The sequence below is a fragment of the Candidatus Kaelpia aquatica genome, from assembly GCA_030765335.1.
GTDB classification, from domain to species: Bacteria; Omnitrophota; Gorgyraeia; order Kaelpiales; family Kaelpiaceae; genus Kaelpia; species Kaelpia aquatica.
The window spans coordinates 27,548-53,951 of record JAVCCU010000025.1 but is presented as its reverse complement, the minus strand read 5'-3'; the positions used below and the strand labels follow the sequence as shown (position 1 = coordinate 53,951).

The 26,404-nt window shown below is 37.0% G+C and carries 27 protein-coding genes and 1 tRNA gene; 3 read left to right on the top strand and 25 right to left on the bottom strand.

The window, feature by feature from the left end; translation table 11 throughout:
* Positions 1 to 1,069 precede the first annotated feature (1,069 nt).
* From P9X27_04480 to P9X27_04435, 10 genes are all read right to left on the bottom strand, one after another.
* Positions 1,070 to 1,588, bottom strand: a complete 519-nt coding sequence (locus tag P9X27_04480) for a hypothetical protein (protein ID MDP8253640.1) — start codon at positions 1,586 to 1,588, stop codon at positions 1,070 to 1,072.
* Positions 1,589 to 1,681: 93 nt separating this feature from the next.
* Positions 1,682 to 1,773, bottom strand: a tRNA-Ser gene (locus P9X27_04475).
* Between the two features lie 72 nt (positions 1,774 to 1,845).
* Complete coding sequence (locus tag P9X27_04470) at positions 1,846 to 2,508, bottom strand: hypothetical protein (GenBank protein ID MDP8253639.1); 663 nt, start codon at positions 2,506 to 2,508, stop codon at positions 1,846 to 1,848.
* On the bottom strand, positions 2,484 to 2,756 hold the full coding sequence (locus tag P9X27_04465; GenBank protein ID MDP8253638.1) for a hypothetical protein: 273 nt from the start codon (positions 2,754 to 2,756) through the stop codon (positions 2,484 to 2,486). The genes P9X27_04470 and P9X27_04465 overlap by 25 nt, the downstream gene beginning before the upstream one ends.
* A 60-nt stretch (positions 2,757 to 2,816) precedes the next feature.
* On the bottom strand, positions 2,817 to 4,226 hold the full coding sequence (locus P9X27_04460) for an HD domain-containing protein (GenBank protein MDP8253637.1): 1,410 nt from the start codon (positions 4,224 to 4,226) through the stop codon (positions 2,817 to 2,819).
* Between the two features lie 61 nt (positions 4,227 to 4,287).
* Entirely contained in the window at positions 4,288 to 4,581 is a 294-nt protein-coding gene (locus P9X27_04455; GenBank protein MDP8253636.1) for a hypothetical protein, read from the bottom strand.
* 68 nt (positions 4,582 to 4,649) lie between these two features.
* A complete protein-coding gene (locus P9X27_04450; protein ID MDP8253635.1) occupies positions 4,650 to 5,915 on the bottom strand; it encodes an oligosaccharide flippase family protein in 1,266 nt (421 codons plus the stop codon).
* Complete coding sequence (locus P9X27_04445; GenBank protein MDP8253634.1) at positions 5,908 to 6,849, bottom strand: SDR family oxidoreductase; 942 nt, start codon at positions 6,847 to 6,849, stop codon at positions 5,908 to 5,910. Before P9X27_04445 ends, P9X27_04450 begins: the two co-directional genes overlap by 8 nt.
* Entirely contained in the window at positions 6,846 to 7,784 is a 939-nt protein-coding gene (locus P9X27_04440) for an SDR family oxidoreductase (GenBank protein MDP8253633.1), read from the bottom strand. The genes P9X27_04445 and P9X27_04440 overlap by 4 nt, the downstream gene beginning before the upstream one ends.
* A 1-nt stretch (position 7,785) precedes the next feature.
* Positions 7,786 to 9,078, bottom strand: coding sequence for a nucleotide sugar dehydrogenase (locus tag P9X27_04435; protein MDP8253632.1), 1,293 nt, complete (start codon positions 9,076 to 9,078; stop codon positions 7,786 to 7,788).
* 185 nt (positions 9,079 to 9,263) lie between these two features.
* Here P9X27_04435 and P9X27_04430 point away from each other — a divergent pair, with 185 nt between their 5' ends.
* From P9X27_04430 to P9X27_04420, 3 genes are read left to right on the top strand one after another with little or no spacing between them, the layout of a single operon-like run.
* Entirely contained in the window at positions 9,264 to 9,440 is a 177-nt protein-coding gene (locus P9X27_04430; GenBank protein MDP8253631.1) for a lysine biosynthesis protein LysW, read from the top strand.
* A gap of 45 nt (positions 9,441 to 9,485) precedes the next feature.
* Positions 9,486 to 10,832: an RNA polymerase factor sigma-54 gene (gene rpoN, locus P9X27_04425; GenBank protein ID MDP8253630.1), complete on the top strand. Its 1,347-nt coding sequence runs from the start codon at positions 9,486 to 9,488 to the stop codon at positions 10,830 to 10,832.
* Between the two features lie 2 nt (positions 10,833 to 10,834).
* Positions 10,835 to 11,866, top strand: a complete 1,032-nt coding sequence (locus P9X27_04420) for a sigma-54 dependent transcriptional regulator (protein ID MDP8253629.1) — start codon at positions 10,835 to 10,837, stop codon at positions 11,864 to 11,866.
* On the opposite strand, the gene P9X27_04415 is transcribed toward P9X27_04420, so the two are convergent.
* The 15 genes from P9X27_04415 to P9X27_04345 form a co-directional block, all read right to left on the bottom strand.
* Complete coding sequence (locus P9X27_04415; GenBank protein ID MDP8253628.1) at positions 11,863 to 12,210, bottom strand: PilZ domain-containing protein; 348 nt, start codon at positions 12,208 to 12,210, stop codon at positions 11,863 to 11,865. The genes P9X27_04420 and P9X27_04415 overlap by 4 nt on opposite strands.
* A 249-nt stretch (positions 12,211 to 12,459) precedes the next feature.
* The gene (locus tag P9X27_04410) at positions 12,460 to 13,848 is read right to left on the bottom strand and encodes a hypothetical protein (protein MDP8253627.1); all 1,389 of its coding nucleotides are present in this window, start codon (positions 13,846 to 13,848) and stop codon (positions 12,460 to 12,462) included.
* Positions 13,849 to 14,014: 166 nt separating this feature from the next.
* On the bottom strand, positions 14,015 to 15,943 hold the full coding sequence (locus P9X27_04405) for a hypothetical protein (GenBank protein MDP8253626.1): 1,929 nt from the start codon (positions 15,941 to 15,943) through the stop codon (positions 14,015 to 14,017).
* Positions 15,944 to 15,947: 4 nt separating this feature from the next.
* Positions 15,948 to 18,431, bottom strand: a complete 2,484-nt coding sequence (locus P9X27_04400) for a hypothetical protein (protein MDP8253625.1) — start codon at positions 18,429 to 18,431, stop codon at positions 15,948 to 15,950.
* Positions 18,424 to 19,308 (bottom strand): hypothetical protein, encoded by an 885-nt coding sequence (locus tag P9X27_04395; protein MDP8253624.1) that lies wholly within the window; start codon positions 19,306 to 19,308, stop codon positions 18,424 to 18,426. Before P9X27_04395 ends, P9X27_04400 begins: the two co-directional genes overlap by 8 nt.
* A gap of 55 nt (positions 19,309 to 19,363) precedes the next feature.
* Positions 19,364 to 19,969 (bottom strand): hypothetical protein, encoded by a 606-nt coding sequence (locus tag P9X27_04390; GenBank protein MDP8253623.1) that lies wholly within the window; start codon positions 19,967 to 19,969, stop codon positions 19,364 to 19,366.
* Positions 19,970 to 20,126: 157 nt separating this feature from the next.
* The gene (gene rdgB / locus P9X27_04385; GenBank protein MDP8253622.1) at positions 20,127 to 20,720 is read right to left on the bottom strand and encodes an RdgB/HAM1 family non-canonical purine NTP pyrophosphatase; all 594 of its coding nucleotides are present in this window, start codon (positions 20,718 to 20,720) and stop codon (positions 20,127 to 20,129) included.
* Positions 20,717 to 21,436 carry a ribonuclease PH gene (gene rph, locus P9X27_04380; GenBank protein MDP8253621.1) on the bottom strand — a complete coding sequence of 240 codons (720 nt, stop codon included), beginning with the start codon at positions 21,434 to 21,436 and terminating at the stop codon, positions 20,717 to 20,719. The genes rdgB and rph overlap by 4 nt, the downstream gene beginning before the upstream one ends.
* Positions 21,433 to 21,966 (bottom strand): FumA C-terminus/TtdB family hydratase beta subunit, encoded by a 534-nt coding sequence (locus P9X27_04375; GenBank protein ID MDP8253620.1) that lies wholly within the window; start codon positions 21,964 to 21,966, stop codon positions 21,433 to 21,435. Before P9X27_04375 ends, rph begins: the two co-directional genes overlap by 4 nt.
* Positions 21,966 to 22,805 carry a fumarate hydratase gene (locus P9X27_04370; GenBank protein ID MDP8253619.1) on the bottom strand — a complete coding sequence of 280 codons (840 nt, stop codon included), beginning with the start codon at positions 22,803 to 22,805 and terminating at the stop codon, positions 21,966 to 21,968. Before P9X27_04370 ends, P9X27_04375 begins: the two co-directional genes overlap by 1 nt.
* On the bottom strand, positions 22,802 to 23,482 hold the full coding sequence (locus P9X27_04365; protein ID MDP8253618.1) for a 7-carboxy-7-deazaguanine synthase QueE: 681 nt from the start codon (positions 23,480 to 23,482) through the stop codon (positions 22,802 to 22,804). Before P9X27_04365 ends, P9X27_04370 begins: the two co-directional genes overlap by 4 nt.
* Entirely contained in the window at positions 23,479 to 24,147 is a 669-nt protein-coding gene (gene queC / locus P9X27_04360) for a 7-cyano-7-deazaguanine synthase QueC (GenBank protein ID MDP8253617.1), read from the bottom strand. Before queC ends, P9X27_04365 begins: the two co-directional genes overlap by 4 nt.
* Positions 24,140 to 24,508, bottom strand: a complete 369-nt coding sequence (queD, locus tag P9X27_04355; GenBank protein ID MDP8253616.1) for a 6-carboxytetrahydropterin synthase QueD — start codon at positions 24,506 to 24,508, stop codon at positions 24,140 to 24,142. Before queD ends, queC begins: the two co-directional genes overlap by 8 nt.
* Entirely contained in the window at positions 24,483 to 25,328 is an 846-nt protein-coding gene (gene murI, locus P9X27_04350) for a glutamate racemase (protein MDP8253615.1), read from the bottom strand. Before murI ends, queD begins: the two co-directional genes overlap by 26 nt.
* Positions 25,312 to 26,391 (bottom strand): N-acetylmuramoyl-L-alanine amidase, encoded by a 1,080-nt coding sequence (locus tag P9X27_04345; protein ID MDP8253614.1) that lies wholly within the window; start codon positions 26,389 to 26,391, stop codon positions 25,312 to 25,314. Before P9X27_04345 ends, murI begins: the two co-directional genes overlap by 17 nt.
* Positions 26,392 to 26,404 lie beyond the last annotated feature (13 nt).

The window sequence follows — 26,404 nt, the reverse complement described above, 5'->3', positions numbered from 1 at the left end:
AACCTGAATATGGACATATATTATCATTTACACACTTAAATGTCAATAAGAAAATTTTTATTATTATTTCTATCTTCAAACATGGCAAGCCGCCCCAAATGGTAATAAGAAAATCTTTTATTGTCACTTATGGCGTTAAATGATAATAAGAGGTTTTGTTATTATCACTTTGATTACATTGGGTGTGTAGAAAATTACCCCAGAATATACTTTCTTCACACTTGCTGTAACTCACCAAAACACGATAATACGACATGGCAAATGTCCGGTTTTCGGGCTATTTTGAATCTATAGAGCACGCTTAAAATAGCTATAACTCCAATAAATACAACATATTACGCTGATTTTAGCAATTTCTCGATTTTTCCCTACGACCACGACATCGATTTTTTATTTTAAGGTCGCTGAAAGAACGCACCTCGCCGCCCCCACTAGAGGCTCAAATAAGCCTTCTAAAAGCTCTTATCAAGATAATCAAGGTTCATAGCTTACCACTGAAAGAGCCCCAAAAACAGCGAACTCCACTCCTTCTTGAGGAACAGGGTTCGACTGAGCGTCAACAATGGCGGAGAGGCTGGGATTCTATCAAGCTAAATCACTTAACTCCTTATATATCAACAAACTATGCTGCAAACCACTGCTTTGTAAAGGATTTATCGAGTGCGAATGGTTACGTTTGCCTACGTTTGCATACGGATGTTTTGATGTAAGATGGGCACAGTTTGGGCACAAGGTTATTTTTCCCAGTAGAGAGCTACTTCAGTTATATCGTAAATACTGTTTGTAGGAAATTCTTCTTGAACATTCTGAGTAATAATAATTTTATTAGCAATTAATCGTTTTATCTCTGTTCGTATCTGAGGCCTATTGGATTGAGCTACTTCAGTTGTAGATATAAGAACTTGATCATACTCATTTGGTATAGCTATATTATTTATTAATCCTTGAGAATTATCAAAGATAGATTATCTTCTGTTAAGACACCTAATTCTGCCAAAGATTTAAGAACGTTGAATATATCCCAAGGCTTAAGACGTAGTTTAGCAGATGCTATGCCTAAATCTATTACCTAAGGTAGATTAGTTTCGATTAAGATACCTGTTTTTGCCAGAAATTCAAGAGCTCTGAACGTATGCCAAGGATGAAAACCTGCTTCAGCAGATGTTATGCCTAAATTTATTAATTGAGGTAGATTATCTTCGGTTACGATGCCTGTTTCTGTCAGAGATTTAAGAACATCAAATGTATTTCCAGGATAAGAAGGTGCATTATGTTCAAGATTAAAACCTGCATCAACAGATGACTTGTTCAATCTTGCAAACAACTGTATATTCCTTTCTGAGGTTTGAAGATTACATTTCTGTAGATAATCTATATATTTTTCTCTATTTTCTGTTGACATTTCGACTCTCATGCTGTCTTGTTCAATAAAATAATCAACAGCATTAGAAATACGAATTAAATCTTCTGTTGATAGTTCTGAACTATCGTCTTTTATTCTTCTGGCATAAGCATGACCAGGAATAAAAACAACAGAACCTATGAGAATAAAACACACCAAAACAACACTAAGCTTATTACATTTCATATTAACCCCCTCTTTATCAATTGATAATATATTTATACCATACAAATACATCTAGTCAAATTGATAAGAAAATTATATTTGAGGAAGGATTAATGGCGGAGAGGCTGGGATTTGAACCCAGGGACCTAATTTCTCAAGTCAAACGATTTCCAGTCGTTTTGATTCGGCCGCTCTCACACCTCTCCATACCATCAATTGTAAAAGGAATATAAATAAATTGCAAGTATAGGCAAATATCACAATGAGAATTGGTAAAATTATAACTCAGACCCCTTGATTAATTCCAGAGAGTAGCTCAGAAACCGATCTCTTTCTAAAACACCCCGGAAATGATATACAATCGATTTGCCGAATTTATCAAAAATAGGCCTACCTTCCTTATCTTCAACAACGATCACCGAAACTATAAAATCATGCTCGGATTGCGATTCTCGCTCAACCTTAACAACCACAACGGCATTAGCAAGTTGATCTGAAAGTATTTCCTCATAAGTTCTACTGAAAAGAATGAATCCCCCTTTGGTAGAAAGACGCTGATTTACAATATACAAGGCATTATCGCCTTCAGAACTCCTAGACCTAAAGTAAAAATAATCCTGAAAAGGCTCTACCCCAAATACATTATTGCTGCACGATGGGGCATAAAGTTCGATTCCATTTTCATTCACAAGATATGAAACCATCGTCTCATCAATAATAATTTGTCCATCTATTTCAACTCGCAACACTACCATGCTATTACCCTGGTCTTTGGAAAACAATACATCTGCTCTTTTATTTGCATATTCTTCACCTATACAGACTCGGAATTGACCAGGAAACATCACCCCCAAACTACTATTCGTTTGATATGCAATCATTCCACTCTCATCTACAGGTACATTGGTTACACGTATCACTTGATTTTCATCAGTAAACATATTTGCAATGTCTTCCAGGAAATACCACCATGGACTCCGTAACGAAGCTCATCAAATACAACAACCTTGTCCACATTTGTAATTCTTCCTTCTAAATCCATTAAGATATTTTGGACTATCTGATAAAAATTAATATTACCATCTGCCCTCAATCTCCTGAAACAATTCAGCGGAATATTCTGAAATTCATCCAATGAGATACTAGATAAAAAAAGCAGTAACATAATAAATAAAATACGCTTTTTCATAATAGATTTTTGCCCCTTCCCTTACATCAAAGATACCACACGTCTAGATATACGTCAAATTTAAGGCTTGATATTACCTATATACCCTATTGCATCTTCGCGGGTTTTGATTTCCCCTAATGCCTGTCTCTCTTGAATCTCTTTTAAAATCTGGCCTACTTTTCTAGACGGCTCTATTTTTAAGGCCTCCATTACATCATTGCCGTCTATCAGTTTAGGCGGTATTATCTCCTCACCTTTATCAAAATACTCTTCAATTAGATCCAACAAAACCTCTTTATGGTTAGCTATATCATCTAAGTCGGACAACTCTCCGCAAGTAGCACTCTTGTCTGCTATAGAGAGCAGCATAACTGAAGCAGCTTCAGAAGCTGTATCTCTAAAATACCTGAATTTCGCTTTTTTAGATTCATGGATACACTCAATAAGACAGCCTGGCCTTAAATGATAATAAACCATATCGGATATCATTGTAGATTCTTTCTTAGAGAGCTTAAGCTTAAGAGCCACTTCATCAACCATCTCTCTGCCTAGCTTCTCATGGCCGGTAAATCTTATCTTGTCATCACTGTCTATAAAATAAGCAGGGCCTTTACCGATATCATGTAGTAAGATTGCAAGTTTTAAAATCTCAACTCTTCTTCGATTCTCTCTTATCTTTTCATTTAAATAATCTTGAACTCTTGAGTTATCAGCTAAATATTCAAGCAAAGACTCAAACTGCTTTAAGCTCTCTATAGAGTGAAGATCTACCGGAAGATGATGGTAGGGACCGGGATCCGGACTAGATAATCCTGCCCAACCTGGCAATATAATACTTAAAACCCCGAGTTCATGTAATGTCTGAACGTGTTTATAAGAAGAACTGCCCTTAAAGAGTCTAAAAAGCTCAAAGCTTATCCGCTCCCCGGCAATACTTTTAATAAGACCAGAATGTTTCTTTAGCAATGCATAGCTTAGAGGTTCAATAGCAAAGTCAAGATAGCTAGCAATACTCATCCCTCTCAAGATCCTTAGAGGGTCAGATAGCAGATTATCTTCAGAAATAACCCGAACTATCTTTTTATCCAAGTCATCCAAGCCCCCGCAAGGGTCTATTAAATTTTTAGTGTCTAGATCTTTTTTTTCTACCTTAAGACCTAGGGCATTGATAGTATAATCTCTGCTCTTTAGATCCTCCTCTATGCCGTCTCCTCTTAAGGTAGAGAAGTCATACTGAACTACAGGATCTTCTCTTACTACCACCCTATAGATTCGATTAAAATCATCGAGGCTAACCCAGCTCCCGCCTATACTTTCTGCAAACTTTTTAGATATTAACTTAACATCGCCTGAAGAGGCAAAATCAAAATCAAGAGAATCTCTTTTCTTGCCTAAGATTAGATCTCGCAAAAATCCACCCACCAGATAAATCTCGGAGTTATCTAAGAATTGATAAAGATCTTCTATGTGTTTGATTACTACTTTCATAGTATAAAAATAAAAAAGGGGGGTTTAAAATTACCCCCCTGTAAAACATATCTTAATTAACCTACTCTTGTTTGGGCTCTTCTTGGGGTGCTTCCTGCTGCTCTGTCACTTCTTGAGTTTCAGCTGCTTCTGGCTTTGATTCTTCCTGAGGCTCTTTCTCTTCCTCTCTCTTTCTAGCTATAGCATCTCTAATTTCACCTACCGCAGCTATTGCCATAATAGCACCAATGAAAGCCAAGAAAGGACAGCCTCCACCTTTTAATACTATAAGAAAATTCGGCCACCAAGCAACTACTCCTATGACACCCAATACTGCAAAAAGAACTCCTAAAATCAACACAACAAACTTTACCATCTAAACACCTCCTTATTTCTGCTTAAGTGTTAATAATTTACTTGAAAAGTTATTTTAAGTCAACTTAATTAAGTAAAATTTTTCTTAATTATTATTATATTTGCTAAAAATAGTACAACAGCAGCGCTTATAACAATACCCAATATCTGACTAAGACTATTATGCCATAAATATATTAAACTCGCTTCTAAAACCAATACGATAAGGAAGGGGGTCATAAGCTTTATCCTGTTTAAAGATAAATAGTAGAGCAGGAAATTAAAACATATGGCAAAAAACCCCATACTTATAGCAAAGAGTCTTACTAAATTGTAGCACTGAGGATAAGCCTTACCTGTAAATAATTTTACCATATGTTCCGGAAATACTATAATCACAGAGGCCGCAAAGATAACAAGTGCTGCTATGTAAATAGTAGAGTGTTTAAGATGGCTTATCGTCTCTTCTTCTTTAGCATGAGAGCTTGCAACCTTTGGCAGCATAACCATACATATCGCCGACGGAAGAAATAGCACCATCTTGCCTATCATCTGCGCTATAGAGTAATACCCTGCTTCAAGGGGGGTAAAGAAATGTTTAACAAGGATAAGGTCTAAATGAGTCAACATCACAAAAGATAGCGTTGCAAGACTAACTGGTAAAATATAAAGATATATCTCTCTGAAATTAACGTCTATATTAGTATCTTTTTTGAAATTCAGATTTCTGATAGAGATTTTTAAAATCGCGAAAGCAATAATAGCGCCTATAAGCACTCCTGCAGTTAAAGAGCTTAAAGCTCCGGTTACACCAAAACCTAGCCAAACAAAAACAACGGCCAATATAAGTTTTCCTAGATTCATACAGATCATACTCAAACCTAAAGAGAAAAAATGCTGCAAGCCTTGCAAGCCTGCCATAGTAACTGGCAATAATAAGCTGGCCACAACCACACCTGCCATACTGTAGACTGGCATAAGACTATCTATATGCAGATAGTTAGCTATAGATTGTGCACCTATAAATATCACCGCTGCAACAATAGCACCTAAAAGAAATATTCTTCCTGAGATACCTTTAAGCAGCCTTACTATTGCTGATTTAGAGCCCATACCGTGATAGCGTGCTATAAAACGGGTAAGCGTAATTTGAATATTTCCTGTAGGCATAGCAAAAAACGCGGTGCAGGCAAAAAGAGTGCTCATAACACCATAATCCTGAGGGCTAAGCGCCCGGACCATAAAAAAATGATACAATAGACTAAAGAGATTGCCCAAAGAAGCAGCTAAAAATAGAATCGTCGCCTGGGAATAGAGCTGCTGTTTTTTGAATACTCCTTTAATTTTGTTAATCAAGAGAAAGTCTTTCTTTAAAATATTCTATGGTTTTAGCAAGTCCTTCCTCTAAAGATACTTCTGCTTTCCAATCAAGTAACCTCTTTGCTTTAGCTGTATCAGGCCTTCTTAATTTAGGATCATCCTGAGGAAGGGGTAAGAATATTTTCTTACTCTTACTCTTTGTAATATCCAGAATAATGTCAGCCAATTCTATGACCTTCAGCTCCCGGGAATTTCCCAAATTAACAGGCTCATGCTCTTTAACTTTCATAAGAGCTAAAATGCCTCTTATTAGATCATCCACATAACAAAATGAGCGAGTCTGAGCTCCGTCACCAAAGATGCTCAAATCTTCCCCTCTCAATGCCTGAGCGATAAAATTAGGTACAACCCTGCCGTCATCATATCTCATCTTAGGGCCATAGGTATTAAATATTCTTATAATCCTGGTATCCATACCATGCACTCTGCTGTAGGCCATAACCATAGATTCGGCAAACCTTTTGGCCTCATCGTAGACCCCTCTAGGCCCGATAGGATTAACATTGCCCCAGTAATCTTCAGGCTGGGGATTTACAAGCGGGTCGCCATAAACTTCTGAAGTTGAAGCAAGCATATATTTTGCACCCTTATCTTTAGCCAAACCTAAAGTATTATGAGTACCTAATGCTCCGACTTTAAGAGTCTGAATAGGATAATTCAAATAATCTATCGGAGATGCCGGAGAAGCAAAATGGAATACCCAGTCAACTTCGCCTGGAATATCTATATACTTAGAGACATCATGTTTTATATGCTTAAAACTAGGATTAGAGCTTATCTGTTCTATATTTTTCAAATCCCCGGTAATAAGATTATCAACGGCTATTACTTCAAATTCATCTTCAATTAGTTTCTGGCATAGGTACGATGCTAAGAAACCGCAACCTCCAGTAACAACAGCCCTTTTCATGCGGTATTCTCCTTAAACCATTCTATAGTTCTCTTAACACCATCTTTGAAATCAACTCCTACTCTATATCCTAAAATATTATTTGCCCTTGTTATATCTGCAAGGGTATGTTTAACGTCACCAATCCGCAAAGATTCAAACTTAGGTTTTAATTCAATTTTAAAATAACCTTTTATAATCTCAAATAGCTCCAGAACTGTATTGGCTCCACCTCCGGCAATATTAAATACACCACTCGCACCTTCTGTAGTTGCTGCAAGAATATTTGCATTAACAACATTTGATATGTAAGTAAAATCTCTACTTTGAAGTCCATCTCCATATATAGGCGGAGACTCATTTTTAATAAAAGAGTTGATAAATTTAGGGACTACTACCGCATATTTATTCTCTAGCGACTGTTTAGGACCAAAAACATTAAAATATCTTAAAACAACAGTCTCAACTCCATATAACTTTGAGAAAACATTACAATAATACTCTCCATTAAGCTTTGTAGCAGCATAGATAGAGAGTGGATTGGGTGGATCAGATTCTCTTTCGGGTAAGTCTTCTCTCTCTCCATAGACAGAGCTAGAAGATGCGAAGACAACACGCTTAACACCAGTCTCTTTAGCTGTAAGTAAAACATTCATAGTGCCCTTAACATTGACTTCGTCATACTCTCCTGGGTTATGAAAAGATTTAGGCACTGAGCGCATAGCTGCTTGGTGTAATACATAATCTACTCCCTTAAAAGCACTCTTAAGTAAATCTACATTCCTGATATCTCCTTCTATAACTTCAGAGATATTATCGCTAGAGAAAACGAGATTCTCTCTTTTTCCAGTAGAAAAATTATCGAAGACCTTAACGCTCTCTCCCCGCTTTAAGAGCTCTTCTACAATACTAGAACCTATAAATCCAGCGCCGCCTGTAACTAACCAATTTGCCATTTTATATCCTAATTAGATTTTTACCTTTCCACTTTATCACTCCTCTTGTATCTACAAGAAGAGTTGCCTTTTTGAAAATATTATAATCTAGCGAGCTGTGAACCGTAGCAATAATTACTGCGTCTTGCTCTGCTATTTTTTTTGTATTTAAATTAATGGACTTTTGTTTCTTACTCTTTAATTTCAGCTCTTTCACTAATGGATCATAGAATTCAACTTTAACCTTACTCTTATCAAGTAACCGCATAATCTCTATAGCAGGAGACTCCCTGATATCATTAACATCTGCCTTATAGCTTACACCTACAATCAATACTTTAGCAGACTTTAGGGCTATCTTTCTTTCTTTAAGTGCATCCTTGACTAGCTTTAAAATATGCTGAGGCATACTAGAGTTTATCTTATGAGCTGTGCGGATAAGATCCGGCTCATATCCAGAGAGCCGTGATTTCCAGACAAGATACATCGGGTCTGCCGGTATGCAATGGCCCCCGATACCAGGTCCGGGATAAAAAGGCATGTAACCAAAAGGCTTACTCTCTGCTGCCTTTATAACTTCCCAAACATCTATTCCCATTCTTTGACATATTAAAGCCGCCTCATTAGCTAAGGCTATATTTACAGCCCTAAAAGAGTTCTCTAGGAGTTTAACCATCTCAGCAACTCTGGGAGAAGATACAGCTACAACCTCTCCTACAACTTGAGCATACAACACCTTACTAACTTCAAGACATCTCTTGGTGCAGCCCCCTACAACTTTTGGAATATTCTTCGTATTATATCTCTTATTTGCCGGGTCTATTCGCTCAGGAGAGAAAGCCAAGTAGAAATCGCGCCCTACCTTTAGGCCTCCCTTAGAGAGCAGAGGCAGTATTATCTCCTCCGTTGTTCCAGGATAAGTTGTGCTCTCTAAGACAACAATTGTATTCTTCTTAAGATATTTTTTGAGTTCCTCAGCAGCAGCTATAACATAAGATATATCGGGCTCCTGGGTCTTCCTTAAAGGGGTAGGTACAGATATAATTACAGCATCGGACTTAGCAATAACATTATAGCTAATCCCGGCTTTTAATCTCTTCTCTTTAACTAAAGTTTTGAGAATTTTATCATCTACATCTACTAAATAGGACTTGCCTCTATTTATACTTTTAACTCTCTCTTTATCTATATCTATTCCGCAAACATTGTAGCCCTTCTTTGCAAACTCAACAGCTAAAGGCAAACCTACATAGCCAAGCCCTATAATAGAAATTAGCGCATCTTTTTTTAAAATTAATCTCTTAAGGTCACGCATGATGAGTTAATTATAGACTAATTTAAGATTTTGTAAAGAGAATCAAGGGTAGTGCTCTTAAAGTTTTAACTGTTTTACCTGAATTTAAACAAATCTCTGCTAATTTCTATTTGAAGCCCTCAATTTTTATGTTAGACTAAAGGATGTTGAATATAAGAACCAGTCAAGCAAAAGGAGGAATAAGAATGGAAGAGCTCACTGCAATATGTCCCGCTTGCGGTGAAGAGATAATTCTTGATTTTAGACCTGAAATCGGGGAGATAATCTCCTGTTCCCAATGTAATACTTCATCAGAAGTGGCAAGAAAAAACCCTCTGACGCTTAAGGCAATAGAGAATAGCAATGAAGAGTTTATTGAATAAGGACTTAAAGACTTTTAAGATAATGTATTTTAAACCCAATAAATTATGGAAAGAATGATCCCCCGCCTTGAACAGCACTTGGCGCTAAAACTTAAGCTGTTGCCTCAATTCTGGCAGCTATTAAACCTTCTTCAAGTGCCAATCACAGAGCTTAAAGAAAAACTAGAAGAAGAGTTCGAAGAGAACCCGCTTCTTGAGATCGAAGAAGAGAAAGTACCCGAGATACCCGATGAAGAGAAATTTGAATTTCAAGAAGACAATATCTGGGAGAAGAGGTCTGAAAAGTTTGGTCAGGAAGACGCTAAAAAAAGAGCGCACATTGAAAGTCTAGTCACAAAACCTGAGACACTCCAAGAACACCTCTTAAAACAGCTCCATATGCAGAGGATAAGCGTTAATAATCTTTTAATAGGTGAAGAGATAATAGGAAATTTAAACCCCAACGGATATCTTGAAATAGCCCTGCTTGAGATAGCCGAGAAATTAAAAGTTTCAAATAAAAAATGTGAACAAATTTTAAAAATAGTTCAGGATTTTGAACCTGCTGGAATCGGAGCCAGAGATCTAAAAGAATGTCTAACCATACAGCTTGCAAGGAAAGGGTTAAAAGAAAAAATATTCCAGCAGATAATAGAGCGGTTCCTGGAGGAGCTTGCCACACATAATTACAAGAAGATAGAGAAAGAGCTAAAGATAACCGATAAGAAGATGGAAGAGTTCTTAAAGATGCTGAAAAGCTTGGATCCAAAACCAGGCAGAAATTATACTAGCGCATTCCCCAACTATGCAATACCAGAAGTATTTTTAGATATAGCACCAGACGGCAAATATCAGATTAGAACCAATAAGAGAGATATTCCAAAAATAAGGATAAATAAGCAGTATCTTAAGATATTAAAGGATCCCTCAACGCCTGAAGAGACAAAGAGATACCTTAAAGATAAGCTTAAAACAACGAAAGAGCTTATTCAGGCAATGGAGCAGAGAGGAAAAACTATAATCAAAATTACTGATTTTATTATAAATCACCAGAAAGAGTTCTTTAAAAAGGGAAAGGCCGGACTCAAACCCTTAACTCTAAATAGGGTTTCAGAGAGCACTGGATTAGATGAATCCACAATCTCAAGGACTGTAAATGGCAAATATATCGATACACCTTCTGGGATATTTGAATTAAGAGATTTCTTCTCAAGCAATGTGAAAGGCATTTCAAGTAAATTAATCAAGGAGAAGATAAAAGATATAGTTGTAGCGGAAGATTCCAAGAAACCTCTTAGCGACAATAAGATTACGCAGCTTTTGAAAGAGGATGGAATCACTATTGCAAGAAGGACAGTAGCTAAATACAGAGAAAGACTTAAAATACTGCCTACAAAGTTAAGGAGGAGTTAAGTATGGAAGAATATCAGAATCCATTTCCAGAGATAATAGGTACAAACAGTCACATGAAAGAAGTCTACAGAATCATGGAAAAGGTTGTAAATACAAACAGTACGATTTTAATAAGAGGTGAGACAGGAACAGGTAAAGAGCTGATCGCTAAAGCGCTTCATTATCACTCCAAAAGAAGAAATGCTCCTTTTATAGCTGTTAACTGCTCAGCCCTAACTGAGACATTACTTGAATCAGAACTATTCGGTCATATCAGAGGCTCATTTACCGGAGCAATAGCTGAGAAGAAAGGTTTATTTGAAGCAGCCGATAAAGGAACCTTCTTTTTAGATGAAGTAAGCGAGGTTTCACCAGGCCTGCAATCTAAGCTCTTAAGAGTCTTACAGGAAGGGACTATAAAGAGAGTCGGAGCAACAAGTGATATATCTGTAGATGTAAGAATAGTAGCAGCAACAAATAGAAATCTGGAAAAAGAGGTAGAGAGAGGCGGGTTTAGAAGAGACCTCTTTTACAGGCTTTGTGTCATAGATATCCCAATTCCACCGCTAAGAGACAAGAGAGACGACATCCCGGTCTTAGCAGAGCATTTCCTGCGACTATATGCCGATAAGAATGATAAGAAATCCATAAAAAACATGGTGCCAGATGCAATAAAATATCTCCTAGAGTATGACTGGCCGGGCAATATACGAGAATTAGAGCATGAGATAGAGAGAGCTGTAATACTATCAGAGGGGCCTCATATACTGCCCAGCGACCTGTCTGAAAAGTTAAGGTCTGGAGGAGTAAACCTTAAACTAGTGGCAGTAAAAGATAAGACGCTTAAAGGCGTAGTTGAGATATATGAACAGAAGATATTGACTGAGATACTATATGAACTTAAGTGGAATAAATCTAAGGTTGCAAATCTGCTTGGAATATCTCGCCAGGCTTTGAATAAGAAAATAGACAAATACGATTTGGATAGAAGAAAAAGACTGAAAGAGTTGGAGATGAAAAAAGAGTTAGAGAGAAAGAATAGATCTAGATCTTAATTTAAGTTTTTTCTGACGATATTGGAAAGTTGAACTCTTGCTTCTGAAGGAATAGTATCAAACTCAACACCTATCTCATACATGCTGGTATGAGAATCTCTTACCGACCAAGAAACTTTAGCAGTTGCTTTAACAGCTGGAATATCATGGAAATCTATGTTTATAACGAGCTTACTATCTTTTGGAAGAAACTTATCAGTCGCAAATCTTATGCCACCTTCACTTATATCTCTTGTCTCTGAATCAAGCGGAGAACGGCTGAATTCACCTACTTCTCTGAATTTAAGGGGAACATTCATATCGACCCGAGTCCACTGCCTTCTTTCCATTCCATCGTAGTTCAATTTGCCCGCTCCTTATATAAACTTGATTTCTGCTTTACCACCTTTCTTACCTAATATATTTGTACCATACAAAATAAGTGCTGTCAAATTTTATCACTACTTTTTAAAGTTATGGGGGTAAAAAAGTAAACAAAAAAAACAATAGAATCACTTGATTTAGTTTTTTTAACGAAACCCAGCCTATGTTCGTATAATTACAACAACTGCTTAATAAAACTTGGTGAGTGATGCAAAAATAATTCCAAAGGATTAGTTCTCTTCTTTTATAAATGTTTGATTTTTACACCAATTGTAAATAAATTCATAGATATTATTTTTAGAGAAATTTCCTGCCTGCAACTCATAAAATAGTTTGCTTTGAAGTGCATATAGCTGTGCTAAAGATAGAGGCGTTAATAATGCTATCGTACTTTTCATTGCATCATAGTAATTGTCTTCTATCCCATATTTTATCAAATAATTAAACATAAGAAAACTAAGTACGCTATTTAATAGCAATCTATCTTCCTCTTCATTACTTAAAATCACTTCATTAACTTGATAAATCATATACCTTTCACGGAGCGCTGTTAGCGTAAAGAAAGAGTCTCCTTCGTCGCCTAAAATACAAACACTTACATTTGCATCCTCTATCAATTTTTTTTCAAATCCAAAATGACCAAGACCACGGATAGTAATTAATGTAGTGCCACTTTTATCAGACAATAATGCTTTTAGTTGATTTGAAAAATTAGCATCACGCATTATATTATTGTACAACATGAATCCAAACACAAACTCTTGAGAAGATTCTATACATGCTCTCACCGCACCCATTAAAAACAAACGCGCACTTTTTCTCCATAAATTCAACTTATCAAATGCAACTATATTTTTCCAATTATCATAAGAAAGATCTTCCATATTAGAGTCGATTTTATGTTTTGCGAAATAGCTATATATCTGAGCATAAAGCTTGTTTGAATCATAAATAGTATGGCCCATACTTATTGATTTTATATCGTTCTTAAGAGAATTTTTTATTTTTTCGAATGATTCTTTTTCGCTTATCTTGTAAGCCTGGCTATACCTATTGACAGAGTCTTCCGGTATTAACCCAAGCTCATCTATATAAACAACTGCAGAAGGCCCTCCTGCTTTTTCAATAATATTATCCAATAAATGTTGCAATAAAGAAAAATTGACACCTTCGTGCAAAAGATATATTACAAAAATGTTATTTTGGGATAGACTACCTTTGCTATCTTGGTAAACATGCCGTGCTACTATATTTACCAATGGGAGAGAAACAATATATCCACCACAAGCATTGTAGAGTTTATCAATATCATCTATCTCTTTATCATAAAAGCATACTTGACTAGGCTCTTCTTCATCTATGGTAAAAAAGAAATTGCTCTTACACAATTTTAGGAATTCAGAATAATTTAACAGATAAAGGTCTAGCAATTTTCCTTTAGACTTTGCATATTTGGAAAAATCTTGCAACCTATCTATATTATCTGTCGTGAGGTATGAATTCAAACCATACTCTTCCAAAAGCACTTTATATTCTTGAGTATTTTGGGAGCTATGAGCAAATTTTAAATTTATAAAAAAACAAACTATAGCAACAAAAAATAATGCATTTATTTTCATAACAATATCATTGTTCTAAAAAAATATCAAAATTCAATAAACAATACAGATTCAATTTTTCTTTTAAATTTGAAATTATTGTACCACTAAGTACACTAAGAGACTAATGATTCTTCTAAAATTCTGAGCACGGCTATACACAAATAAAACCTTTTTACTCATTAACTTAACTATCACTATCAGGATACAAAATTAGTATCCCCTCGTCATAATCCCATTCATAAGGGACCATGCCCTGCAACTCAGGAACAACTGTATTATGAATAAGGCTTCTAAATTCGAAAGAAAACTGAGTAAACCCTGAAGGTAAAGACCAAGCAGAACCAAAGAAACTTATACCTCTTTCTAGATATGCTCGTGCAACCTCATTGACAATATTTATCTTAATCTCGGATTTATTTTCTAAACTACTAAGATGATTTGAGCCTGTATTTTTATCTATCATTTCTAAAAACTGACTCGTATATGGCAAACGAATATCTTGATACAACACCTTGGTAGTGGTTATATTTATAACCTCTTCAACCTCAGGTCGACTCAAAAGATGGTTAGAGGATAGATATTCTCTGTAACTCTCTATAAGCTGAAGAAACCCTCCAGGAATACTCTCGTCATAATCACTTGTTATAGTGACGCTGTTGTAAAATGCATTATTTGTTATAACAATATCACCATCCTTTCCCGCAGAAACAACAGTATCGGATTGACATATAAGCTGACAATGCTCATCGATAACGCTTTGCAAAAACCAGCTTGCATTTTGCCAATCTTCAGGCGTATCTTCAATATAATACATTCTAGAACTACTGCCTGGAGCATAGGAACTATCCCAAACATGAAAAACCTTACGATACAACAAGCCTTCTTCTTCGTCTTGCTCAATAGCATATTTACGAATAGAAGCAGCATCGTCTCCTATTTCCTGATATTGAAGAGCATAAAATTCTGGGGAGGAACTATCAGCGCTCTGAGAATAAATCTTAATTCTATAAGAAGAATCGTTTGCAGTATGAGATATGTCATACCAAGATTCAACCAACTCATCATTCTTCATGATAGTTGTCCAATGCTTAATCTCATAATAAGTAAATACACCATCTTGTATTGATCCATCATCATCTCCATATGCTACAATAGATCCATCGTATAAAGATTGTGAAAACTCAACATCAGATATGATGATTTCATAATCACCTTCTTTTATTATTATACTTCCAGAATCTTCGTCACAATGAATAGCTGTAGAACTAATCATTTCATCAAGCAAATAATTTTCTATATTAAGCGTACTGTTTGATTCATCAAAATAAAATTTAAAAGATCCTTCAGCAGCAGACCAAACAAAACCATCTTCATGAAGTGATACTCTTCCCTGTTGAATAATGTCGATTCCTGCTTCTGAAAAATAAGCAGCCTCTACATCAAATAAACCATCATCCTGGTTATATATGTAAGATTGCATTGCATATGGTACTCTCCCCTCCAAAGAAGATAAAATCGCATCTACGCTGTTGCCATAATAAAAGTCAAAATCTTCGGCTTTAAATGCATACGTACTGTATATGATTGCCCCGCTATCAACATCTACATCCCTGACATTAACAAAGATAGCGTTAACGGATTCCATTTCCCATGCATCATCAATACGCATCGGCTCTCTTTCTATAGATTCAGTTATAATAATGCGTCTTGAGCCATCATATAAAACGACGGGGTTCAAAAAACTCAATGGCCTTTCTTGCGCAAATGGCATAAGAGCAAACGATGCAGGAAAATATAACTGTAGGAGCTCGACTTGGGATGCATCCAGGCCAAGATCCGCTAATGATGAACCCTCTATAAACATTTCGATTATATTTGAAGCAAAAAGCAAATCTTCTGCTGGAACATCGTTTTCAGTATTATCTGCAACAACAGAACCGTCTGAACTAAAAGGAAGCATAATCTCGGCTTGAACAACAGAGCCAAAAGAGCGGAAAAGTGAAGATGTATCTAAAAAATTATTCTCCGCCCCGGAACACTCTAAGGCAACCATAGTATAAAACATCCCTATAGTGATTATTAAAATTGTATTATATCTCATATTAATCTTCATTCTATTAACCTCCAAAAAGCTTTACGCCTGTTGCTCGCTCCAAACCTTCAACTATTAATCCTAAAGCATACAGACCTCCCACAGCTAGTACAGTATTTCTTCCACCATGAGTGCCTGATTTTATATCTGTCCCAATCAACATCATTATCTCCAAAGGATTAAATATTTCAGCCAAATTGCCATAAAATTCTTTATCCCACAAAACAGCTGTATCCCAACCCCTAGGATCATATCTATCATGTATGGTTTCTGCTGCTTTTTGAAGCAAGTATTCTTCTAAATATATCTCTGATACCCAAAACATCGCTTGGTTTTTTAAGTTTGCAAGCAATATAGAACCTCCAGCTCCCCCTTGCATAAGAGGCATAACATAGCCAAACATACCCGAATATATAACACCGGTTGCAAACTGATCGCCAATACCATAAAGATAACTCTGAAATGTTTCAGGCATAGGATCGCCATTGAGAGCTTGTGTTGCAGGCCCAACTAATGAGAAATATACAGCCCTGCTTATAAGCCCGTAAGCAGCTCCTGTCCCTGGGGCAAAGCCTAATGCTGTTAAAATCTTGTGCTCGCTTATACCCCGGAGAGCGGCGTATTCACTAAATCCAGCATATGTAAGAGCTGCTCCATTAAGAGAAGCGGAATATGTATTTAGTGCTTGAGCCACCTTTACCCAAGATGCCTTATTAGCAACCCAACCTGCTCCTTTTAATACACCTCCTAGCATGCTAAGCGCCTCGACTCTAAGAGTATAGATAGTAGCTACTAGACCAAGCGCATCGGCCACATCAAACTGAGCCCATTTTGGAGAAAAACTAATCTGACCTGCAGTTATAGCAGTGCCGTCATCAACCAAGAACTGGGGATATCGTTTCTCAAGCCAAGTAAGAAATGCATACTTATACAGTCCCATTCTTTCTGCAAGATTTTCTAGCGCACCTATATTACCATTATCTCTAAAATCGCTAACATATACCTCAACCTGTTCACCATAATTAACTGGATCGAATGCTACTGGAGTACCAAAAGCTTCACCAAAAGCTGAATCGTTATAATCCAAAGATAGAAGACGGAAATACTCATATTGCGCTAAAATGGCATCATATTCACTTTGATCAATATTGCCAGCTTCTAGATGGCCTCCGAATAGACCCGCAACAAAATCTTGATCACTGAAATCCAGCGGCTGAGTTGCATCAATTTCTGGTGTATCAAAGTAATAGTTTAGGGTCACAGGATCAACTACTACAGGTGTATACGTTTCATAAGCTTTGGTAAAATCAAAACAAAATCTAAAGCTACTCGTAGCAACTGCCCAGGTATCAAGAACGGCTGCCATCATAGCACCTGCAACTCCATATATTTCAAAAGCCTCTCCTAATGCATCATGTGCAAATTCTCCTATCCACTCAGAAGCTACCTGAGCATCTACAGTAGGGTCGACTGCGCTTCCTCCTGCTCCTCCTTCTTCTCCTGCAAGAATCTCAAGAGATCTGTAAAATTCATCCATGATTGATTTAAAAGCTTCCGCTTTAGATACATCAATGTCGACTTGAGCAAACACCACTGTGCCCCCTGAGTGCACAAATGCATCAGCAGGAGTATCATCTACCATATTTTCATTCCAAACAATGTATGGAATTGCCCTAACATTTAAATCGGAATTAACTCTATCTTCTTCTGGTGTCTCTGCTATGTAAGTCGCCGTATCGCTGAAAAATTCTTCAACAGAAGGCAGATAATCCAAATAATTATCAAATCTATCCTGAACCTCTTCTGTATAAGGGAGATTATGGTTAGCTGGGTTAGCCATTGAATTATCCCAATCAGATATTAAAATCTGTCCATAACCTTCAGGATCATCACTTTCATAAACATATACTCCTCTATAATCTCCAGAAGTTCTTACATGCATTACTCTTCTTATAGTGCCGTCTGCATCAACTGCCAACTCTGTATACTCACCCTCTTCTTCCCACATAACAGTAAAGCTTACTTCTCCATCTTTAACGCTACGCCTAATTGCCCACTCTGGTTCACCATTTCTCGTACACGCTAATGTACTCTGATGATTGCTTTCAATGCCAGCTATAGAACTTAAACTAAGGTCTCCGAGACTATAGTCCCTTATCTCAATAGGTAAATTACCGAGAGCACCTTCACTAAGATAATTAGGTAAATCTAATTCACTTAAAAATGGCAAGTTACCTAGTTCTCCACCTCTTTCGATTACAGTAACATCATCTGTGGTTATTGCTCGACCAAAACATTCCGCAATATCTTCTAGGGTACCGCGTAATTCCGGCAAAACCGTTTTTCCAACATCCGCAACTGCTTCATCGCCAGCCAAACAGATAGTATTAGCAAAAAGCATTGAGCAGGCAACAACAATGCTAATGAAATCTTTTATTAAGATTTTATTAATTAAATACAAAAAATATGCTTGCTGCCTTGCTTTAAACATCTTCTTTTTTCTATTCATTACTCCTCCTAATCCAACGCTGCTGTTGGAGATATATCTCATAAGCTAAAGTGCCTCCAAGAAAAAGTGCAGGAAAAAAACGCAACGCAAAGGTTTGAAAATGATCTAAAATTGAGTTACTTTCATTATCAACCGAAGGATTATCAATCGAAGGATTTTCAACGCTATGGCTAGCACTGTTGCTATCAAAATCTTCGAGATTGAGAAAGAAATTTAATGTTTTCACAATCGATGTACATTGATTAAGCATATCAATATCATCAAGGTCATGGTTGTAAACGCCACGCGTAGCTCCATCATATGTAAATTCAATACCCATCGCCGTATCAGTAATCGGAGCATACTCTGTAATAAGGTTAATTCCATTATTAACAATTACTATCTCAAGATAACCAATAGAATCATCTCCAGGATTTATATTCCAAGATTCACCACGAAACCCAGCTTCAGATATTTCAGGAGTTTCGATATAGACATCGGGGACACTTATCGCTTCATTTTCATCACGCTTAATAGGAAGATAAACGATTAAACTTTGTAGCATCTTGGCACCATTGTTAAGCATATATGTTACTTGAAAACCTACATTAAACTCTTCTATGCGCAATACTCCTACCCGCTCTATTGCAACAATTTCTGTCTGGTCAATCAAAGATACACCCATAAGATCGCTGGCCGCAGGGGCCATAGGCATAGTTGTGAATACACCATCAGCATGTACTGTCTCAGCTTCATCGCCAGCCAAACAGATAGTATTAGCAAAAAGCATTGAGCAGGCAACAACAATGCTAATGAAATCTTTTATTAAGATTTTATTAATTGAATAAAAAAAAGACTCTTGCTGCCTTGTTTTAAACATCTTCTTTTTTCTATTCATAATACTCTCCCCTTTTAAGCTGGAGGCCTATTTAGGCCTCCAGCATCCGTAATATTTATTCTTGTATATTCATAACTGCAGTCATCGTATCATCGTCTAACACCTGATCTGCTTTCTGTAATTCCTCAAGCATGCTATCAAGATTATCAGACCACTTACCAGCCAACACATCGACTGCTTCAGCTGGCAAACTTAATTCAGAACCATTCAATGCCATAGCTGCACATTGCTTAATTTCAACTGCATCATTAGTTTTTTCATCGCTTAAACCATTTACTTTATTTACAAAATCAAGAAAAGCCGCTCCTTCGTTTTCTGCTACAGTTCTATCGGTTACCGCTATGGTACCAGCGTCAATACCTGCAGCGATTCCATTTATTTCGCGAGCACCTTCAATTTCCTGATCAGCTCGTTCGTTAATCACCTGACCCAACCTTAAACTTATTGCGATTTGACCTGTTTGATTAATTGCTGCAGATGCAAGCTGAGTTATAAACAACATGCCTAACACAAGAATTACTAATGCTTTATTCATTTTAACTTCCTCCTTTTTTACCAAATTAAACACCCGTTTATTTGAATTCCTTAATCTATCTTGACAATGCCCCTCCTGAGCACCGATAATACAGAGAATAATGTTGTTAAGTTTTGTTCTCTTCATAATCTTTTTCTCAAGCCCTTCTACCTCCTGTAATATTTATACCATAATATAATCTGCTGTCAAGTCGGTTGCTATATTTTTTTAATTTGTTCATTTTAAACATATCATACAATATTTATACCACATTAGACTTAAAATACAAGTCACCCCCAAAATTCTAATAATTCTCCTTTATAAAGTTAAAAACATCTCTAATTGCCCTATATCTATGTGAGATCTTATTCTTTATATTTGAGCCTAGTTCAGCCAGCGTCTTATCGCAATCTTTAGGTATAAATAGAGGGTCATAGCCGAAACCGCTATTCCCCATCATATGACAAGATATGCTACCATCTAATATACCTTCAAATGTCTCTATGTTATCCCTAGATATAGCTAAAGCAGCGGAGCAGACAAAATGAGCAGCTCTATCCGTTACGCCTTCTAAGATATGGAGTAATTTAAGATTGTTCTTATAATCATCTTTATCTTCCCCCCCGAAGCGAGCTGAATATACTCCGGGCTCTCCATCTAAAGCATCTACCGCAAGCCCTGAATCTTCAGCCAGTGTAACAATGCCGGTTTGTGTATAATAATCTCTTGCCTTCTTAATAGCATTATCTTTAAATGTCTTACCGTCTTCAACGGCTTCCTTTATATTATTAAAGTCTTTTAAGTATAGAAATTCAATTTCAAGATTTAAATCTCCAGCAATCTGAGTAATCTCTTTGACTTTATTTTGATTGAAAGTAGCAAGGAGGAGCCTCTTCATTTAACCTTTAGAGTCTTCTTCTGGATAGCTATTAACTCTTCTATTCCTTTCTCTGCTAGCTTTACAAGCTGATCCATCTTTCTCTTTGAGAACGGCTCTCCTTCAGCTGTTCCCTGAATCTCAACAATATCTTTAGATTCAGTCATAACAAGATTCATATCAACATCGGCTTTAAAATCCTCACTGTATGCCAAATCAAGCATTACCTCTTTATCTATTAAACCAACAGAGACTGCAGCTAAAAAAGTTTTAACTGGACTCTCTTTAATAGCCTCATCTTTTATAAGTTTCTGAAATGCTAAATATAGAGCAACAAAACCACCTGTAATAGATGCTGTGCGGGTCCCTCCATCTGCCTGGACAACATCGCAATCTATCCAGATGGTCCTCTCACCAAAACCCTTTAAATTTACTACTGCTCTTAGAGATCTTCCTATCAGGCGCTGAATCTCACTAGTTCTTCCTCCAACTGAACCCTTCCTGGCCTCTCTTACAACTCTACTCTTACAAGACCTGGGTAGCATGCTGTATTCTGCTGTAATCCAGCCGCTTCCTGAATTTCTCAAAAAAGGCGGAACCTTTTCTTCAACTGAAGCGGTGCAGATCACTTTGGTATTGCCCACTTCAATAAGACATGAACCTTCTGCATATTCAATATAATCTTTTGTAATCTTAACTTTTCTCAACTGATCATTACTTCTATTATCTAATCTCATTTTTTACCCCTTTTATCCCATATTTTATTACCATAGCTGTCTACTGCAACAACCAAAGGAAATCTCTCAACCTCTAATCTTCTAATTGCCTCAGCACCTAACTCTTTAAATGCTATTATTTTTGAACTCTTAACAAAGCTGCTTAGATAGGCACCGCAACCACCCCAGGCTAAGAAATATACTCCTTTATACTTTTTAACAGCATCTACTACATCTTCACCCCTCTCTCCTTTTCCTATTGTTGCCCCTAGCCCTAACTCATAGAGTAAAGGGGTATGCTTATCCATTCTAGAGCTTGTCGTAGGACCGCAAGATCCTATAGCCTCTCCTCTCTTTTTTGGAGCAGGTCCGCAGTAATATATAATTGAATCTTTTAAGTTAAAAGGCAGCTCTCTTCCTTTATCTATTAAATCAAATATCTTCTTATGAGCCTTATCACGAGCTGTATAAATAGCTCCGCTTAAATAAACCAGCTCCCCCGCTTTTAGGCTTTTAATAATACCGGCTGTTAACGGACTCTCTATATTCATTATTTAAACTTGATAATTTTCTTGGCAGATCTCACAGCATGACAGGATACCGTTATTCCAAGGGGCAACCCTGCGATATGTGTTGGATGTGTTAGCACCTTAGCGCCTAGACAGGTCGTCTCCCCGCCCACACCTAAAGGCCCTATCTTAAGCTTATTTACTTCTTCTCTTATCCTCTGCTCTAAATCTGCTAGTCTCTTATTTTTATTTTTCTTATCTAAGCTAATTAATGCTGCCTCTTTTGAGAGTATAATAGCCTTATCGGCAGTTCCCCCGATTCCAATACCTATTACATAAGGCGGGCAGGCTTTAGACCCAACAACCTTAATATGATCAGCTACAATACCTACAATATCGCTATCTAAAGTATTTGGACTCAACATAGAGAGCTTTGTCTGATTCTCAGAGCCAAACCCTTTAACTAAAAGTTCTATCTCTAACCTCTTGCTGTTATTAAACTCTATATGAAATATAGGAGGTATATTGGGTGCTATTTTCATTCTATCTAATGGATCTACTACAACCGAGTAACGTAAATGACCTCTTATAGTGGCCTCTCTTATCCCTTTGGTTAAATCTCCTGTTATACTGTTTAAATTCTTAATTCCGATATCACCGATTTTTAAAAATAATACCGGATAACCTGTATCCTGGCAGATTGCCATTCTATTTTTCTTGGCAAGATCTCCATTCTTTAAGATTGCACTTAAAGCTTCTTTAACTAGTTTCTCTCTCTCCTGACTATAGGCTTTAACTAAAGCCTTTCTAATATCTCTTCTTAGATTAAAACTTGCTTCTAGGTAGAGCTCTTTGGCTATTCTTTTAAAATCTACTCTCATCTTATATTCATTCCTTTATGAAGCTGGGGTATTACCCTTACATGTATCAGAGATCTAAAAGCCTCCTCCTGAAACCTTAGCAGTTTATCTACGAGTTTAGGAGAGCTATCTTCAAAGTGGGGCTGGATAACAAGAGGGATTGAAGTGTCAACAGAGAGGATAATCTCAAGAGCCCTTCTAAAATCTTTTACGGTGGTCTTTTCTACTACAACCATCTTAACAAAAACCTGCTTCTCCCAGGCAACAAGTAAGAACTTTCTATGCTCATCCCAAAAAGGCTTTAAACCTGAAGATGAAGGAAGCTTCATATCCATAGCAACTATATCAACATCTTCTATGATTTTTTCAAGCTGCTTAGACAATACTCCGTTAGTCTCAAGATAAACCTTCTCGCTATCTTCTAGAGAACCTAATAATTTTTTGATAAAATCAGCCTGAACTAAAGGCTCTCCTCCCGTAAGAGATATCGAATGGCAACCTTTATTTAAACCTCTGATCTCTTTTTTAATACGCTCTAGAGTATATTCTTTAAAATCATTAAGCTTGGTATCGCAATACTGGCAGCTGCCTAGATTACAACCCCAAAACCTTATAAACACCTGAGGATAACCCAAATATATCCCTTCACCCTGAATAGAGTAAAAAATTTCTGATATCTTAGCTTTTGAATTTTTCATCTTTTTATTATAGGATCTTCTAATCCTGCCTCTTTAAAGCCTCTCTCTCTTATTAAGCAAGAGTCACACTTCATACAGGGCTCACTGTCTCCTTCATAGCAAGAGGAAGTTAAATCAAAGGGGACACCTAAACTATTGCCTAACTTTATAATCTCTGATTTTTTTAACTTAAGTAAAGGAGCTGATATCTTTATTGGTCTGCCCTCAATGCCTGATTTTGTCCCGCAATCTGCAACTCTTTGAAATGCCTCCATGAAATCAGGCCTGCAGTCCGGATACCCGGAATAGTCAACCGCATTAGCACCGATAAATATCTCATCAAATAACTTTGCCTCAGCATAGCTTAAAGCAATAGAGAGAAAGACTATATTTCTTGAAGGCACATAACTTAGGGGTATATCTTCCCTCTCCAAATCTCCCTGAGGTAATTCTATATCTTTATCTAAAAGAGCACTGCCGCCCCAGCTAAAATCTAGATTAATAATCTCATATTCAACTCCTGCTGCCTGAGCTATGCTCTTAGCTAAATCAATCTCTCTCTTATCTCTCTGACCGTAGTCAAAAATAAGAGCTTTAATTTCATAACCCTTATCTAGCGCATAATAAAGAGAGGTTGAAGAGTCAAGCCCCCCTGATAATAGAACAATTCCCTTTTTATTATTCATAGTAGCTGGCTCTAGATGATTCAGTCTCCCAAACATCAACTCTCTTTACTCTAATACCATTATCAGAGAGAGCCTCTCCCATCGCCCTAAAGATGTACCAGGAGAGATTCTCAGATGTCGGATTCAAACTATCGAACGGCTTAACCTCATTTATATAGTTATGATCCAACTTAGCCAGCGCCTCTTTTAAGATTGCTTTTAAATCTATAAAGTCAATAACCATGCCTTCCTTATTCAATCTATCTGATTCTACAAAGACCTCTATGTTCCAGTTATGGCCATGAAGGTTCTCACACTTACCCTTATATTCCCTTAAGTTATGGGCAGCAGAAAAACTAGACTTTATTGAAATCTGATACATTATTACACTCCTTTAAATCAACTCTCTCAACTGTACCTAAGGCAGCGCCTAAAAAAACCTCACTAAGCTCTTTGAATTTACCCGGCTCATCTGTTACATAGAACCTGTACTCTTTATCTTTTCTATTAGAGAGAATATCATCGCTTGATAAAACATTTCTTACTCTCTTTATGAAAGCTTTGGCAGAATCTATCAATGCAACATGTTCACCTATCCCATATTGAATCATCTTCTTCATTAAAGGATAATGCGTACAACCCAATATTAAAGTATCAATCTTCTTATCCTTTAAGCTCTTTAAATATTTAGAAGCTATTTTATAGCTTTCAGGTTCATCTATCCACCCCTCTTCAACAAGAGGAACAAGGAGAGGGCAAGACTTACTGAAAACTTCTAAGCTTGGGTCTAACTCTTTTAATTTTCTCTCATAGATCCCGCTGCTTATGGTCGCCTCTGTCCCTATCACTCCAATCCTCTTAATCCTGCTCACCTTAGCAGCCTCTTCTGCTCCGGCATCAACTACCCCCAGTATTTTAAAACCATAATCTTCTCTAAGACTAGGTAGAGCCAGGCTAGATGAGGTATTACAAGCAATGAGAAGCATCTTTATCCCTTTGGGTTTGAAAAAAGAGATAGCCTCCTCTGTAAACCTCTTAACTGTCTCGGCTGATTTAGCTCCATAAGGTACCCGCGCAGTATCACCTAAATAGAGCACTGATTCCTGAGGTAAGATATTTAAAATCTCCTTAACAATTGTAAGACCCCCTACTCCGGAATCAAAGACAGCTATTGGCAGTTCTCTTCTATCTATTATATCCATGGCTCACCAGATACTCTTTCTCATAAGATTCAACTCCTCTAACTAATGCCTCTGCTATATTACTCTTGAATCTCCAGGTATTTAAATTAGACTCCTCATATTTATTGGAGATAAATCCAACCTCTACTAATACAGCCGGCATCTGCGCTCCTCTTAAAATATAAAAATTAGCGCTCTTTAAACCTCTATTTTTCGTTGAAACCAAGCTATCCATGGCTAAACATATCTTTCTGCCTAGCTTTATTGCATCTTTTCTATTCTCAGTATACAGAAGGTCCCAGATAGTTGCCTGAACATTTAAATCTTGAGATAGGCTCTCCTCAAACCCCAAGGGATAGTTCTCAGCTGCAGCAAGCGACCTTGCGCTTTCATCGCTTGCCTCTGAAAGATAAAAAACCTCAAACCCAGAGGCGCTCTTTGCCCGGGCACTGTTAGCATGTATCGAGAGAAAGAGATCCGCTCCCTCACGGTTAGCAAAAGCAACTCTATTCCAGAGTGAAACATAACTATCATCGCTACGTGTCATCTTTACCTTATAACCTGCAGACGCCAGTTTAGATTTAAGTATCTTTGCTATACTTAAAACCAGATCTTTCTCTTTAACCCCGCTTACACCTATTGCCCCGGGATCTTTTCCACCATGTCCGGGATCTAATACAATAGTATGCACTCTATGGATATCCGATATCTTCTTCTGCTTCTTTTCCTGAGGCTTCTTATCATAGTAGATCTGATTTATAATCATTCTGGCACTTTGGGAAGAGAGCCTAATATCTCCTCTCTCTACTTTTAAACTGTCCTGCAGCCTAAGAACCTGATCATTGAGCAAGGCTACTGAAGATTCCAATGCAAATATCAGCTCTATGCTATCTCCTTTGGTAAGATATACTTTCTTAAGAAAAGGATCAAAGTCTATCTGAAAATCATGCTTCCTGGCAAATTCATTTAAAGATATATGCCCTTTTTCATCTATCTCTCTATAATAAGAAGAGTATCTGCCAGAAGGCATAGTTGCACAACCCATCGAGAGCACCAATAATATCAATAAAAATCTGTATTTCATTTTAAAAATTCTA

Coding starts and splice junctions, on each gene's coding strand:
- P9X27_04480 (MDP8253640.1), bottom strand. CDS start 1,588: ATGAAATGTAATAAGCTTAGTGTTGTTTTGGTGTGTTTTATTCTCATA.
- P9X27_04470 (MDP8253639.1), bottom strand. CDS start 2,508: ATGTTTACTGATGAAAATCAAGTGATACGTGTAACCAATGTACCTGTA.
- P9X27_04465 (MDP8253638.1), bottom strand. CDS start 2,756: ATGAAAAAGCGTATTTTATTTATTATGTTACTGCTTTTTTTATCTAGT.
- P9X27_04460 (MDP8253637.1), bottom strand. CDS start 4,226: ATGAAAGTAGTAATCAAACACATAGAAGATCTTTATCAATTCTTAGAT.
- P9X27_04455 (MDP8253636.1), bottom strand. CDS start 4,581: ATGGTAAAGTTTGTTGTGTTGATTTTAGGAGTTCTTTTTGCAGTATTG.
- P9X27_04445 (MDP8253634.1), bottom strand. CDS start 6,849: ATGAAAAGGGCTGTTGTTACTGGAGGTTGCGGTTTCTTAGCATCGTAC.
- P9X27_04440 (MDP8253633.1), bottom strand. CDS start 7,784: ATGGCAAATTGGTTAGTTACAGGCGGCGCTGGATTTATAGGTTCTAGT.
- P9X27_04435 (MDP8253632.1), bottom strand. CDS start 9,078: ATGCGTGACCTTAAGAGATTAATTTTAAAAAAAGATGCGCTAATTTCT.
- P9X27_04430 (MDP8253631.1), top strand. CDS start 9,264: ATGGAAGAGCTCACTGCAATATGTCCCGCTTGCGGTGAAGAGATAATT.
- rpoN (MDP8253630.1), top strand. CDS start 9,486: ATGGAAAGAATGATCCCCCGCCTTGAACAGCACTTGGCGCTAAAACTT.
- P9X27_04420 (MDP8253629.1), top strand. CDS start 10,835: ATGGAAGAATATCAGAATCCATTTCCAGAGATAATAGGTACAAACAGT.
- P9X27_04410 (MDP8253627.1), bottom strand. CDS start 13,848: ATGAAAATAAATGCATTATTTTTTGTTGCTATAGTTTGTTTTTTTATA.
- P9X27_04405 (MDP8253626.1), bottom strand. CDS start 15,943: ATGAAGATTAATATGAGATATAATACAATTTTAATAATCACTATAGGG.
- P9X27_04400 (MDP8253625.1), bottom strand. CDS start 18,431: ATGAATAGAAAAAAGAAGATGTTTAAAGCAAGGCAGCAAGCATATTTT.
- P9X27_04395 (MDP8253624.1), bottom strand. CDS start 19,308: ATGAATAGAAAAAAGAAGATGTTTAAAACAAGGCAGCAAGAGTCTTTT.
- P9X27_04390 (MDP8253623.1), bottom strand. CDS start 19,969: ATGAAGAGAACAAAACTTAACAACATTATTCTCTGTATTATCGGTGCT.
- rdgB (MDP8253622.1), bottom strand. CDS start 20,720: ATGAAGAGGCTCCTCCTTGCTACTTTCAATCAAAATAAAGTCAAAGAG.
- rph (MDP8253621.1), bottom strand. CDS start 21,436: ATGAGATTAGATAATAGAAGTAATGATCAGTTGAGAAAAGTTAAGATT.
- P9X27_04375 (MDP8253620.1), bottom strand. CDS start 21,966: ATGAATATAGAGAGTCCGTTAACAGCCGGTATTATTAAAAGCCTAAAA.
- P9X27_04370 (MDP8253619.1), bottom strand. CDS start 22,805: ATGAGAGTAGATTTTAAAAGAATAGCCAAAGAGCTCTACCTAGAAGCA.
- P9X27_04365 (MDP8253618.1), bottom strand. CDS start 23,482: ATGAAAAATTCAAAAGCTAAGATATCAGAAATTTTTTACTCTATTCAG.
- queC (MDP8253617.1), bottom strand. CDS start 24,147: ATGAATAATAAAAAGGGAATTGTTCTATTATCAGGGGGGCTTGACTCT.
- queD (MDP8253616.1), bottom strand. CDS start 24,508: ATGTATCAGATTTCAATAAAGTCTAGTTTTTCTGCTGCCCATAACTTA.
- murI (MDP8253615.1), bottom strand. CDS start 25,328: ATGGATATAATAGATAGAAGAGAACTGCCAATAGCTGTCTTTGATTCC.
- P9X27_04345 (MDP8253614.1), bottom strand. CDS start 26,391: ATGAAATACAGATTTTTATTGATATTATTGGTGCTCTCGATGGGTTGT.